At 46.3% G+C, this 12244-nt stretch carries 14 protein-coding genes; 5 read left to right on the top strand and 9 right to left on the bottom strand.

Annotation, left to right across the window (positions count from 1 at the left end; all coding sequences use genetic code 11):
• Positions 1 to 29: 29 nt before the first annotated feature.
• The gene (gene dinB / locus N179_RS00185) at positions 30 to 1109 is read right to left on the bottom strand and encodes a DNA polymerase IV (protein ID WP_023467339.1); all 1080 of its coding nucleotides are present in this window, start codon (positions 1107 to 1109) and stop codon (positions 30 to 32) included.
• A gap of 63 nt (positions 1110 to 1172) precedes the next feature.
• Positions 1173 to 2078, bottom strand: coding sequence for a magnesium transporter CorA family protein (locus tag N179_RS00190; protein WP_023467340.1), 906 nt, complete (start codon positions 2076 to 2078; stop codon positions 1173 to 1175).
• Between the two features lie 104 nt (positions 2079 to 2182).
• Here N179_RS00190 and N179_RS00195 point away from each other — a divergent pair, with 104 nt between their 5' ends.
• Both N179_RS00195 and namA read left to right on the top strand, forming a co-directional pair.
• Complete coding sequence (locus N179_RS00195; protein ID WP_029340932.1) at positions 2183 to 3103, top strand: HD domain-containing protein; 921 nt, start codon at positions 2183 to 2185, stop codon at positions 3101 to 3103.
• A 12-nt stretch (positions 3104 to 3115) separates the two neighbouring features.
• Complete coding sequence (namA, locus tag N179_RS00200) at positions 3116 to 4147, top strand: NADPH dehydrogenase NamA (RefSeq protein WP_075641980.1); 1032 nt, start codon at positions 3116 to 3118, stop codon at positions 4145 to 4147.
• A gap of 63 nt (positions 4148 to 4210) precedes the next feature.
• Here the strand turns inward: namA and N179_RS00205 are convergent, their stop codons facing one another.
• From N179_RS00205 to N179_RS00220, 4 genes are all read right to left on the bottom strand, one after another.
• Positions 4211 to 5128 (bottom strand): peptidylprolyl isomerase, encoded by a 918-nt coding sequence (locus N179_RS00205; protein WP_023467343.1) that lies wholly within the window; start codon positions 5126 to 5128, stop codon positions 4211 to 4213.
• Positions 5129 to 5386: 258 nt separating this feature from the next.
• A complete protein-coding gene (locus tag N179_RS00210; protein WP_023467344.1) occupies positions 5387 to 5956 on the bottom strand; it encodes an HTH-type transcriptional regulator Hpr in 570 nt (189 codons plus the stop codon).
• A gap of 83 nt (positions 5957 to 6039) precedes the next feature.
• Complete coding sequence (locus N179_RS00215; RefSeq protein WP_023467345.1) at positions 6040 to 6381, bottom strand: hypothetical protein; 342 nt, start codon at positions 6379 to 6381, stop codon at positions 6040 to 6042.
• 114 nt (positions 6382 to 6495) lie between these two features.
• Complete coding sequence (locus N179_RS00220; RefSeq protein WP_023467346.1) at positions 6496 to 6921, bottom strand: HIT family protein; 426 nt, start codon at positions 6919 to 6921, stop codon at positions 6496 to 6498.
• Between the two features lie 128 nt (positions 6922 to 7049).
• On the opposite strand from N179_RS00220, the gene N179_RS00225 reads away from it, so the two are divergent.
• Positions 7050 to 8102 (top strand): TcaA second domain-containing protein, encoded by a 1053-nt coding sequence (locus N179_RS00225; protein ID WP_075641981.1) that lies wholly within the window; start codon positions 7050 to 7052, stop codon positions 8100 to 8102.
• A 35-nt stretch (positions 8103 to 8137) separates the two neighbouring features.
• On the opposite strand, the gene N179_RS00230 is transcribed toward N179_RS00225, so the two are convergent.
• Positions 8138 to 8389 (bottom strand): GlsB/YeaQ/YmgE family stress response membrane protein, encoded by a 252-nt coding sequence (locus N179_RS00230; protein WP_023467348.1) that lies wholly within the window; start codon positions 8387 to 8389, stop codon positions 8138 to 8140.
• A 33-nt stretch (positions 8390 to 8422) separates the two neighbouring features.
• Positions 8423 to 8671, bottom strand: a complete 249-nt coding sequence (locus N179_RS00235; RefSeq protein ID WP_023467349.1) for a GlsB/YeaQ/YmgE family stress response membrane protein — start codon at positions 8669 to 8671, stop codon at positions 8423 to 8425.
• A 328-nt stretch (positions 8672 to 8999) separates the two neighbouring features.
• Here N179_RS00235 and N179_RS00240 point away from each other — a divergent pair, with 328 nt between their 5' ends.
• Both N179_RS00240 and N179_RS00245 read left to right on the top strand, forming a co-directional pair.
• Positions 9000 to 9734 (top strand): ABC transporter ATP-binding protein, encoded by a 735-nt coding sequence (locus tag N179_RS00240; protein ID WP_075641982.1) that lies wholly within the window; start codon positions 9000 to 9002, stop codon positions 9732 to 9734.
• The gene (locus N179_RS00245; RefSeq protein ID WP_035398479.1) at positions 9731 to 10867 is read left to right on the top strand and encodes an ABC transporter permease; all 1137 of its coding nucleotides are present in this window, start codon (positions 9731 to 9733) and stop codon (positions 10865 to 10867) included. The genes N179_RS00240 and N179_RS00245 overlap by 4 nt, the downstream gene beginning before the upstream one ends.
• A gap of 60 nt (positions 10868 to 10927) precedes the next feature.
• Here N179_RS00245 and N179_RS00250 read toward each other — a convergent pair whose 3' ends face one another.
• Positions 10928 to 12226, bottom strand: coding sequence for an ammonium transporter (locus N179_RS00250; protein ID WP_075641983.1), 1299 nt, complete (start codon positions 12224 to 12226; stop codon positions 10928 to 10930).
• Positions 12227 to 12244: the final 18 nt, after the last annotated feature.

Genomic DNA, 12244 nt, shown 5'->3' on the forward strand with positions numbered 1-12244 from the left:
GTACTTAGTATAATGAATAGCTATTCATTTTACAAGCGCAGGTCTAAGTCTTGCCACGTCAACTGTCGCGCAGCGGGAGGAGTAGTCAGGTGACTGACCGTCATACCAATTAAGCGGATCGGTCCGTCGAAGGTGATACCATTGAACAATTTCGTTGTTTCCTCAAGTAAGCGTTCTTCGTCCGCCGTTTCTTCTGAAAATGTATGCCGTTTCGAACGTGACTGGAATGTATCGGTCTTCCACTTGATCGTGATCGTCCGGCAAACGAGTTCTTTTTTTTGAAGACTCGCAATGACGGATTTTGATTCTCGAATCAACGTCTCGAATATCGTATCGATATCCTCCGTATCTTCTTCGAAGGTCGTCTCAGAACCAATCGATTTTCGCTCGCGTTCCGGACGAACCGGACGCTCGTCGATCCCGTGTGCCATCGCATGCAGTTCCGTTCCGCGATCGCGTCCGAGCAATGCTCGTAATTGTTCGACCGGCATTGCTTGGACATCTGCGACGGTTTCAATTCCTTGTTTTCGTAACGCTTGTTCCGTGACTTTTCCGACGCCGTGTAAATCTCCAATTTTTAATGGAGACAAGAAACTGAGGACGTCCTCTGGAGGAACTACCGTCATCCCGTTCGGTTTCTCGTATCCGGATGCGACCTTCGCGACGAGCTTAGAGTTCGAAACACCAGCAGAGGCCGTCAGACCTGTCCGTTCTTTAATTTGCTGAAGAACATATTGCGCGATATAGGTCGCACTTTTTTGATCAAAATAATTTTCCGTGACGTCAAGATACGCTTCATCAAGCGAGAGAGGCTCGACGAGCGGTGTCACTTCTCGAAAAAGCGCCATGATTTGCGCACTGACAGCTCGGTAGACGTCAAAGCGGGGACGAATGAAGACCGCACGGGGGCAGAGCTGGAAGGCACGTCTTGACGGCATCGCGCTATGGATACCGTATTTCCGTGCTTCATAGGAACAGGTCGCTACGACACCACGTGCATGAGGCGGTCCACCGACGACGACGGGAACACCTTTTAATCGAGGACGATCGCGTTGCTCGACGGAAGCGTAAAAGGCGTCCATATCAATATGAATGATTTTTCGTTCCATCGTACAAGCGTCTCCTTTCAGTAGATATGATACAATTAGTATAACGAACTTATGTTCTGATATCTATTTTTTTGGTCGACTGTTCTTTGGCATCCGAACAAGAGCGCCTAACCATCCACGCCAGCGCATCCAGTAGAAGATGCCACCGGTCGAGAGAAAAATTAGACCAAGGGATAGGGCGTAACCGTATTTCCATTCTAATTCCGGCATGATTTTAAAGTTCATCCCCCAAATCGCACCGAGAGCCATCGTTGGTGTCGCGACGGCAGTAAAGATTGTTAATGCCTTCATGATTTCGTTTCCACGGAAGTTCGAGACGGTCGTCGATAAGTCGAGCAGGACCTCAATGTCTTTTTGATAATGTTCAATGAGCATCAACAGACGGCGGACACGTTTCGTAGCTAGTTTCAACGAGAGATCCTCGAGATACGCGTCCTCGTCGAGAAATGATTCTTCACCAGCCATGACGAGCTCTTGAAACGGAACGATTAAATCGGACCAGTTCTCGATCGTGTCGCGTAAAGCGAAGATGCTATCGAGCGAATCTTCATTGATGCTGCCACGTAGTTCATCTTGTCTTGAGAATAGTTCCGTCTCAAACTGATCGATACCGGCAAAATACGTGTTCAGCTGTAAAGCAAGAATCGTATAAAAGGCTGCGAATGGATGCGCGGGAGAATAGGGAGCGACCAGGGACACGATTGAATCCGACAATCCAATCGTGATCAGTTTTTCTTTCGTTACATAAAAGCAAATCGAGCGGCGGTCACTTTTGTCGACAGGATTTTGCCAGGTGACGACAGCGCCATAGAGAACCCCTTTTTCCGAGCGGGTGAAGTTCATGTCTTTCGATCGCAGCTGCGTCACCCAGTCCATTTCGGATTGATCGACGGCAGCCGTCGGAAAGGTTTGTTCATAGTCAGCTAAATCGAGATAGCGAGACCAATTAAATTGAGGTTCCAGTTCCATGTTCATGACTCCCATATAGTAGAATGAAATAGTATATGCCTTAAGTGTAGTCAATGGAATATAAAAAAGACACCTATTTTACAGATAAAGGACGTGTTTCAAGTATGAAAGGAATTGGTAAATTAGCAGTTGGAGAAACGCTCGATCAACGAGCGATGATCAAGCAAGCGGTCAAAGGAATTGCAGCGAATGGGAAACCATACTTGACGCTCATCTTGACGGATAAGACAGGCGAAATCGAGACGAAGATGTGGGATACGAGTGATCTTGAAAAATATGCGCCGAAATCAATCGTCCATGCTGCTGGAGAAGTCATGGACTATCGAGGGCGGACACAACTCAAGCTCAAACAAATCACGGTTCTAGAGGAGACGAATGTCGAGGACTATGTCCAATCCGCACCGATTCCGCGAGAGCAAATCGAGACGGAAGTCCTCGCGTTCGTAGAATCGATTCAGAACAGTGATATGAAAAAGCTCGTTAAACATTTGATTACTTCGCGATTCGACGCTTACTTCACGCATCCGGCAGCGGTCAAGAACCATCATGCTTTTTACTCGGGGCTGTCATACCACGTCCTTTCGATGTTGCGTCTAGCGGATCAAATCGCTCAACTCTATCCGACCTTAAACCGTGACGTGCTAATCAGTGGCATCATTCTGCACGATTATGCGAAAATCAAGGAGTTATCCGATCCGGTTGCACCGGAATATACGTTGCCTGGTAAACTCGTCGGTCATATTACGATGATGGTAGCGGAACTTGAAAAAGTCGGAGCAGAATTACAAATTGACGCAGAAGTACTGACGGTCTTGCAACATCTCGTCTTAAGTCATCACGGACGACCGGAATGGGGTTCTGCTGTCGCACCACAGATGCGCGAGGCAGAAGTTTTGTTCTTGATCGATAACCTTGATGCACGGATGACGATGATGGATCGTCTCCTTGAATATGTCGAGCCAGGACAGTTCTCGGAACGATCATTCGCACTAGATAATCGTGCTTTTTACCGTCCGAAGCTATAAGGGGGAGAAAAGATGAAGACGAAGTTGTTTGATACGGTTCAACTCGGAACGTTGACATTCCGAAATCGGGTCATCATGGCGCCGATGTGTATGTACAGTGCAAAAGAAGATGGACTCGTTACGGATTGGCATGTCACGCACTATGCAACCCGTGCGATGGGTGGTGTCGGTGGCGTCATCTTAGAAGCGAGTGCTGTTACGCCAGACGGTCGCATTTCAGCCGGTGATCTTGGAATTTGGTCAGATGCTCATATCGAAGGCTTACAACGGATCGCAGAGCAAGTCAAAGCAGCGGGTGCAAAAGCAGGCATTCAACTGGCCCATGCCGGGCGCAAAAGTACGACGGCAGAACCACCCGTTGCACCGAGTGCTTTACCGTTTGATGATACGTATACACATCCACGAGCATTAACGCTTGAGGAAATCGCGACGATCAAACAACAGTTCATCGATGCAGCACTGCGTGCGGAACGAGCAGGGTATGATTTCATTGAAATTCATGGGGCTCATGGTTACTTACTGAACACGTTCCTCTCTCCGTTATCAAACGTTCGTGAGGACCAATACGGTGGATCGGTTGAAAATCGGATGCGCTTGTTGCTAGAGATCATTGATGGCATTCAAGCCGTTTCCAAGCTCTCGATCTGGGTCCGGATTTCAGCAGCCGATCACGCAACAGGGGGAATGACGGCGACGGATTATATTCCACTCGCGAAAGAACTAGCTGCACGTCACATCGATCTACTCGATTGCAGTTCAGGGGCTGTCGTCGCTAATGCCGTACCGGAAGTGTATCCAGGCTATCAAGTGAGCTATGCAGAAGAGTTGAAACGAGAGACGGGTATTGCAACAGGCGCGGTTGGATTGATTACGACAGCTGCCCATGCAGAAGAAATCATCCGTAACGGTCGAGCAGATATCGTCCTGCTCGCACGTGAACTACTTCGCCAACCTTATTGGGTCTATCATGCGGCAGCCGAACTAGGAGATACGGTCGCCTTGCCGAAACAATACGAACGGGCACCAATCCGGACGGTTCGTTAACTATCGCTCATATGAATGAAAAACGACACGAAAAAAGGAAGCCCCAAAGGCTTCCTTTTTTGATTACTGCTGTTGTTGTTGCATCATTTGTTGTTGCATTTGTTGTTGTTCTTGTTTATCTAAATCAAAAGCATCCTTGAAGTCTTTGTTTTCGATTTTAACATCGTATTCTTTCATGAGTGAACGGTAGATATCGTTCGGGTTGACTTGTGCTGCTTTTTCTTCAGCAAGTGCTTTTTTGATGCGTGCTTTTTCTTTATCAAGCGTAAAGTCTTTCTTTTCTTTACGATCGACTACTTTGATGATGTGGTAACCGAATTGTGTTTTAATTGGATCGGAGATTTTACCTTCAACGCCATCCTTGAACGCATAATCTTCGAATTCCTTGACCATTTTACCTTTTGTGAAGTATCCAAGGTCTCCACCTTTTGCACCGCTACCTGTATCTGTTGATTTCTCTTTTGCCAGTTTCGCGAAGTCCGCGCCGTCATCCAATTGTTTTTTGATGTCTTTTGCTTCTGACTCTTTCGCAACGAGGATATGGCTTGCTTTGACTTCGACTTTTTCTTGGTCAAAACGCTCTTGGATTTCTTTATCTGTTACTTTTGATTTCGCAGATTTTGCTTCCGTTAAGAGCATTTGTGTGCGAAGAACTGTCTCGAATTCTTTTTCGTTCTTGATTCCAGCAGATTTCAATGTTGTATTGAACTGCTCTTTATCCGGGAACTGGTCTTTTGTCTTCTTGACTTCTGCTTCGACTTCTTTATCCGTGACTTCTTTGCCGTATTTCTTCTCAAGCAATTTGTTCATTGTTTGCTGGAAAGCGATTTGAGCACCAGCTTTTTCGTATGCTTCTTCTTGGACGTCAGCCTTGTTGACTTCGCCACCTTTGTAATTGATGACGGCTTCGTCATTTGATCCACATGCTGCTAACGTAAATACACTTGCGACTGCTGCTGCGCCTAACAATTTCTTTTTCATACATACACCCCTAATTTACCATTTATTTCAACCGTTTTATCATATCATATTCTCGTCTGGTTGACAGCTGTATCTTGTCATGCCAAGAGATACTTGCTCTTTTCCATGCTATCACATCCAAGTAGTCGGTTGAGGATAATTTTTATGGGAAATTGTGAGGGAAATAACGCTCTTGAGACATAGTAGTAATGTCCTTGTCATGAGGAAAAAAGACCTAAAAAAGCATTCTAGCTAGAGGCTAAAACGCTTTTGGTAAGGTTATGCTTTTTTGATTGAGTCCATGACTGGATCTTGAGGGCGACGATCTGCTTCTTCTGTGATCATCTTTGATGTCTCAGCGAATATGTCCATGAAGCTGTCGCCATACAAGCGACGTACGATCGCAGAAATGTCCGTTAATTCCGGGAACTTCCCGTACAATTCCTGAAGAGGAAGTGATGCACGGAAGACACCGTTTTCTTCAGGGCGGAACGCTTGAATCGTCTCAAGCAAGAGTGATTCGCCCTCTGGTGTCAACTGGACGTAGGTATTTCGTTTATCTGTTTCCTTTTTCGAGAACGTCAACAATCCGCGGTCTTCTAACTTCTTCGAGAAGTTGAATGCCGTCGAGACGTGCATGACACCATATTTCGCGATCTCTGAAATCGAGGCACCGCCTAGCGCGTGCGAAATCCACAAGATATGATGTTCATTGATGTTCAGATCAAAGGGCTTGATCCAATTTTGCCAATCTTTTTCTACCGTTTTCCATAGTGCTTTGCTTAACTGGACAATCTTGTGGCTATACAACAAAGCCTCTTGTCCAGGATATAACTTTTCGTGTTCCATATCTGACTCATCCTTTCGAAAGGTGACAATGGCTCAAACGCGCAAAATGCAAACTATACAAAAACAAATCGAAGCAACGGATCTTACTTTTGTGGAGAAAGCTGGTCTGCTTCCTGTTTCGCTTCATCAGCGAGAGACTGGATCTTCGTGAGCGATGCTTGGACTTCCGTTTGGTATTCCGAGACGCTCTGCATGACTTCTTCTTTGAAGTGCATACCAGACGCTTTTGCTGTCTCTACTAAGTTCTTGCCCTCCTGGGTCAAATCCTGCACATTCGTTACGATTGTAGAATAAGAATTTCGACGTTGATGACCGTTCGAAGAGTCGCTTTTCGTACCTTGGCGAAGCGCCTTCAGACCGTAAAAAGTCACAAGTGTTAGCGTAGCACCAAAAGCGACCCAGTTACGGGCGGGACGCTTCGACATATTGAACCTCCTTTTTAATATTAAAATATTTGTTTCATATTATTTTACCGAAAATCGAATGAAAGAAACCTATTTCGGCAATATTTTTCTAAGAATAGAAGAAAAAGAACAGACTTAGATGCGAGAAGCGATCGAGTTAGCGAGTTCAGCTAATTCCTCTGCCGTGTAATCGTCATTATGAACTTCCCATTTTGCACCGAAACCGTCTTGTTTATCGTGACGCGGAATGAGGTGCAGGTGGAAGTGAGAGACCGATTGACCCGCTACTTTTCCTGTATTCGATAAGAGATTCATGCCAGCTGCCTCTGTCTCTTGTTGAAGCGCACGACTGATTTGCGGGATCGTCGCAAATACGTCTTGTGCTTGTTCAGGAGAGAGATCATACAAATTATCGGCATGTTGTTTTGGGATGACGAGCGTATGTCCTTTCGTCACTTGTGACAGGTCAAGGAAAGCGAGAACTTGTTCGTTCTCGAATACGATATGACCAGGGACTTCTTTGCGAGCAATTTTACAGAAGATACATGACTCTTTTTGCATGGAACGTTCACTCCCTTGGGTAAGATAATATTAGTATACGGAAAGTTTCCGACTTCCGCACGATTGACAGTCAAATTGAACCCGATACACTTAGAAACATACAGCTACTGAAGGAAGGAGCGAATTGCATGGCATCACGAGTAGCCACGACGGCACAAAAAAAACGAAAACGGCGCCTGCTCGTCGGTAGCGTCATCATCGTCGGTCTTTTCTTATTCGTTGCCTTTTGGTTTGGACGTAACATGCAAGAAGCGGCGAGAATGGAGAAAACAGACGAGCGTCTTGCTACCTTGTTAAAGGAAAAGGATCAGCGTAGATTCCAACAACTCGTCACGATGAATGGTAAGTCACTACCGATGAGTGAAGCGACGCGACTCGTTAATTGGTTGACGGCTGACTCAGAACGGACGGACCGGGTCATCGCACAAGTCAAACAGGATCAAGGCGCAGGGAAGCAAGTGAAGACACATCTGTTTTCGCTTCAAGAAGAAGATGGATGGCTTTGGTATGACCGGTACTCTCTCGATGTGAATCCTCAGCGGTTAACCGTTTCAAGTGATTTACCGGGAACGAAGATTTCATTAGATGGAGAAGAAGTCGGGACGATTGATCAGAAATCCCTTGAACTCAAGCGATCTCCTGGAGAGTACGATGTTCAAGCAAGTGCGGAACAATCCGGACAGACCGTCCAGGAATCAAAGACTGTACAACTCGGAGATGAACCGAACGCGACAGTCGACTTTAAATTGGCTGATCGATTCAATACGACCGTTTCGAACGAATATGCAGTCGATATCAAAACGTTACTTGAGACGGAAGTGAAAGCCCGGACTGGAAAAAGTATCGATACGATGACTGGCTATCTCGGACGTTCGCGTGACTCGTTCGAGAATACGTTCGGCACGCCTGATTCGACCGTTGCCAATCGAGCACGATACGATGGATATGAAGTGACCTATCAATCGGGGCAGGTGGAAGAATTGCTAATCCGATTAAATAAGACTCCAGATGAGTTAGAAGCCATCGCTGGAAAACCAGAACGAAAGAAGCGCGAGCAAGTCGGTACCGTTTGGGAATATCCGTCTAGTTTTCTCGAAGGTGTGTTCGAATGGTTGAACTTACGAGCAGAAAAACGAGTCGTCGAGCGAGAGGACGGTATGTGGTTACAATTAAAAGACTAAAAAAATCCTCGGACAGAACGTCCGAGGATTTTTGGTTATCGTTTATTCACCGCACGGAGAATGAACGATACGATGAGGATAAGAATGATAGCTCCGAGTAAAGCAGGTACGATTGCGAATCCAGCAACCATTGGACCCCAGTTTCCGAATAATGCTTGACCAATCAATGCACCAACGAAACCAGCGATGATGTTACCAATGATACCACCTGGAACATCTTTACCTAAAATCAAGCTTGCTAACCAACCAATAATACCACCGACGATTAATGCCCATAAGAATCCCATTTAAAACACTCCTTTTCAATTTAAGATATATGATTACTTACGTACTGCCCGGAGAATAAGTGAGACGATGAAGATCAAGATGACTGCTCCGAGAATAGCCGGAATGACTGCGAAACCAGCGATTTTTGGTCCCATTGAACCAAAGATGGCTTGACCGATCATCGAACCGATGAAACCAGCGATGATGTTACCGATGATGCCACCCGGCACATCTTTCCCGATAATTAAACTTGCGATCCAACCGATGAGACCACCAATGATGAGTGCCCATAAGAAACCCATTTCTAAACATCTCCTCTACATATTAGTTTTACCTGTTTTCAGGCAGTTATAAACACGTGCGAAAATGAAAAAATCTGAAATCGTTCATTCTTTAGTTCATTCTTTAAATGACTAGACGATTAGACCACTTGATAGAGAATGAATAGACGATTCATTGATTTCACTTTCAATTTACATGTAAATCGTTTTCATATATTGATGTAACGATTACACTTAGAGTAATTGCCGAAAAAACAAGTATTAAAACATTATATTTTAAAAAACTAGGCGTTACGCTAGAAAAACGAAGCGAGTCTACTTTACGATGAGCCTAAAGGGAGTGGCAGATATGTTATTAGACATTAAAGATTTGTCAGGAGGATACGGATCAAAAACCGTTCTGCATGACATCAATATCGAAGTCGACCGAGGTGAACTCGTCGGTCTAATTGGGTTGAACGGTGCCGGAAAATCAACGACGATCAAGCATATCCTTGGTCTTTTACCGGTCAAGACGGGATCGGTTCGAATCAATGGATTGGATTTAACGACGAACGAAACCGAGTATCGTCGCCAAGTGGCGTATATTCCGGAGCAGCCGATGTTATATGAACAACTGACGTTACGGGAGCACCTTCGTCTGATGGCGCAAGGATATGACGTCGAAGAAGCAATCGCGACAGAACGCGCGCAACATTATGCTGAACGACTTCGAATGACGAAGCAACTCGAATGGTTTCCAAGTGTCTTCTCAAAAGGGATGAAGCAAAAAGCGATGATTTTATGTGCACTCGTCACAGGCAGTGAACTGTTGATCGTCGATGAACCGTTCGTTGGACTTGATCCACTGGCAATCCGAGAGTTACTTCAGATTTTTAGTGAACTGAAGCAGGACGGTAAGGGGATCTTAATGTCGACGCATATTCTTGAGACAGCCGAGCGTCACTGTAACCGATTCGTGCTCTTACATGAGGGGCACATTGCAGCAGAGGGAACGACAACTGCTTTACGCGCACGATATGGACTGCAAGATGGAACGCTGGATGATCTGTACGTTGCCGCGATCGAGGAGGCGGAACTATGAACAGCCAGTCCTTATGGAAGGAACGCTACCAGGCGGCGATGACGGAAACGGTGAAATATACAAGGTACATGGCGAATGGCGGACTGTTATTTACCGTTTACTTCGTTATTTTGTACGGTTTAGTCGTCTACGGACGTTTCCTCGACCAACTCGATCCATCGTTTCCAGGTCGATTCGTCATGGCAGCCTTGTTTCTGATTTTACCGCTCTATCGGACGAGTCGGACGTTTCTCGTTGAGGCGGACCAAGTGTTTCTATTACCGGTGTTAGCGAAGTTATCAAGTTTCATGCAACAAGTACGAGCGTACAATGCGGTCTTTGGTATCATCCGTGCCGTGATTCCGTTTTTAGCTGTCGTTGTTCTCTATGTTCGAACGGAACAGACGACACCACTTGAACTTGTTTTACTTGGGGTAGCGCTTGCTTTGTTCGGAGCTGCTGCGAATTTATCAAAGCTTGAAGGCATCGCACATCGGACGGTGTTACTGTATGCGTTCGGAGCGGCGCTACTCGTCATCATCGATATGGCGTGGATGACAATTGTCGTCGCACTTCTCTTAATGGTCGTACTCCATTTAAAGCGTCAGGACCATCTTCCTCTACGCGAATGGATTGCGCTCGAACAGGAATCGCGTGATCGTTTTTATCGACTAGCGAACTGGTTCGTCGATGTGCCGCATTTATCGGCAACGTATAAACGCCGTCGTCTCTTGAGTAACATGGTCGAGCGGATTCCATATCGAGCTCAAACGACATTCGATTACTTGTATGTCAAACAGTTCATCCGGAGTGGAGACGGGATCGGATTGATTGTTCGTTTGACGCTGATCGGGGCTGTGTTCATGTGGTTAGCGAGTGGCAACGAGTTGTTCGTTGCGCTTGCAATCCCTGCGTTTGCAGGATTGACAAGCTTTCAACTAGCACCGTTCACGAAGGCAGTGGACCAACATCTATTGACTCGTCTATTACCGTTTGGAAATGCTGTACAGGCGAAACGGAAAATCATCCGCTTCGCAGCAATCAGTCAATGCATCGTCTTGACGCTACTTGGATTCTTTTTAAGCGGATCCATCTATGTCGTTGGTGGGGCAGCCTTGGCGCTTGTGATTGGTGAATACTACGCTCGAAAATAATAAACAAGAAAGAGCCTACGCGATGAATCCATCGTGTAGGCTCTTGTACTTTACTAATTGTTAATTGACGCGTTCGTTTGAGAAATCTTCTTCTTCGACCATACGCAATTCTTTGCTGACAGGAGCAGGGAGATCGTAAGAAGATTGACCATGTTCCGCAACGTCCAGTCCGCGGAGTTCATCTTCGCGTGTGATCCGAAGACCAATCGTAAGGTCGAGAACTTTTAAGAATGCATAACTCAAGACACTGACGATGACGACGGCAAAGACGACACCAAGTGCTTGAACACCGAGTTGCGTAAAACCGCCACCATAGAAGAGACCAGCTTGTCCGATCCCTGTGATTTCAACGAGTCGTGGTGAAGCGAAGAATCCAGTGGCGAGTGTACCCCAGATACCAGCGACGCCATGAACGGAGAAGGCACATAATGGATCATCGACACGGCTTGCGAGAAGAATGCTCGTTCCATATGTGATCACACCAGCGAGGAAACCGATGACGACAGCTGCCCACGGTTCGACGAAGGCACAGGCTGCTGTGATGGCAACGAGTGCAGCTAAGACACCGTTGATGATTGAAGGGATATCTGCGACACGACGGTGCCAGAATGAGATGGCAAGAGCACCGAGGGCACCTGCTGCAGTCGCAAGTAACGTCGTCAAGGCAACGTAACTAAAGAATCCATCGGCAATCGTTAGTGTCGAACCAGCATTGAAGCCGAACCAACATAACCAGAGGATGAAGGCACCAACGACAGAGTAGATGACGTTGTGTCCGAGTAACGGTGTTTTTTCAGCACCGATTCGTTTCTTGAGCAGTAAAGCAGCAACGAGTGCAGCAATCCCACCTTGTAAGTGAACGACCGTTGATCCAGCGAAGTCTTGCATCCCGAGCGAACCAAGGAATCCACCTGCCCAAACGGAACGTGCAATGATCGGATAGATGATAGCAACGAAAAACGTTCCGAACAACAGGTAGACGGATAATTTAGCACGTTCTGCGAATCCGCCCCAAGCGATCGCGAGGGAGACAGCGACGAATGAGAGTTGGAAGAGGAACTTCACATCAATCGTGATGTTCGACCAATCAAGACTGCTGAATCCTCCTTGTAAAAAGAATCCTTCCGTTCCGATGATAGAATTGCCATCACCGAACGTCAATCCGAATCCGATGGCCCAAAAGGCGAGAGCGGCAACCGAGAAGCTGATGATTTGTTTGACGGCGACGTGCCCCGCGTTCTTCGCCCGTAACATCCCTGTTTCTAGAAGTAAGAATCCGATTTGCATCGTAAAGACGAGCAGTGCTGCGAATAAGACATAAAACGTATCGACTGAGATAGCGAATTGTTCCAGTTTCATTGTCGTTCCTCCTTTATC

This window comes from Exiguobacterium indicum HHS 31 (assembly GCF_001939065.1).
Classification (GTDB): domain Bacteria; phylum Bacillota; class Bacilli; order Exiguobacteriales; family Exiguobacteriaceae; genus Exiguobacterium_A; species Exiguobacterium_A indicum.

Coding starts and splice junctions, on each gene's coding strand:
- dinB (WP_023467339.1), bottom strand. CDS start 1,109: ATGGAACGAAAAATCATTCATATTGATATGGACGCCTTTTACGCTTCC.
- N179_RS00190 (WP_023467340.1), bottom strand. CDS start 2,078: ATGGAACTGGAACCTCAATTTAATTGGTCTCGCTATCTCGATTTAGCT.
- N179_RS00195 (WP_029340932.1), top strand. CDS start 2,183: ATGAAAGGAATTGGTAAATTAGCAGTTGGAGAAACGCTCGATCAACGA.
- namA (WP_075641980.1), top strand. CDS start 3,116: ATGAAGACGAAGTTGTTTGATACGGTTCAACTCGGAACGTTGACATTC.
- N179_RS00205 (WP_023467343.1), bottom strand. CDS start 5,128: ATGAAAAAGAAATTGTTAGGCGCAGCAGCAGTCGCAAGTGTATTTACG.
- N179_RS00210 (WP_023467344.1), bottom strand. CDS start 5,956: ATGGAACACGAAAAGTTATATCCTGGACAAGAGGCTTTGTTGTATAGC.
- N179_RS00215 (WP_023467345.1), bottom strand. CDS start 6,381: ATGTCGAAGCGTCCCGCCCGTAACTGGGTCGCTTTTGGTGCTACGCTA.
- N179_RS00220 (WP_023467346.1), bottom strand. CDS start 6,921: ATGCAAAAAGAGTCATGTATCTTCTGTAAAATTGCTCGCAAAGAAGTC.
- N179_RS00225 (WP_075641981.1), top strand. CDS start 7,050: ATGGCATCACGAGTAGCCACGACGGCACAAAAAAAACGAAAACGGCGC.
- N179_RS00230 (WP_023467348.1), bottom strand. CDS start 8,389: ATGGGATTCTTATGGGCATTAATCGTCGGTGGTATTATTGGTTGGTTA.
- N179_RS00235 (WP_023467349.1), bottom strand. CDS start 8,671: ATGGGTTTCTTATGGGCACTCATCATTGGTGGTCTCATCGGTTGGATC.
- N179_RS00240 (WP_075641982.1), top strand. CDS start 9,000: ATGTTATTAGACATTAAAGATTTGTCAGGAGGATACGGATCAAAAACC.
- N179_RS00245 (WP_035398479.1), top strand. CDS start 9,731: ATGAACAGCCAGTCCTTATGGAAGGAACGCTACCAGGCGGCGATGACG.
- N179_RS00250 (WP_075641983.1), bottom strand. CDS start 12,226: ATGAAACTGGAACAATTCGCTATCTCAGTCGATACGTTTTATGTCTTA.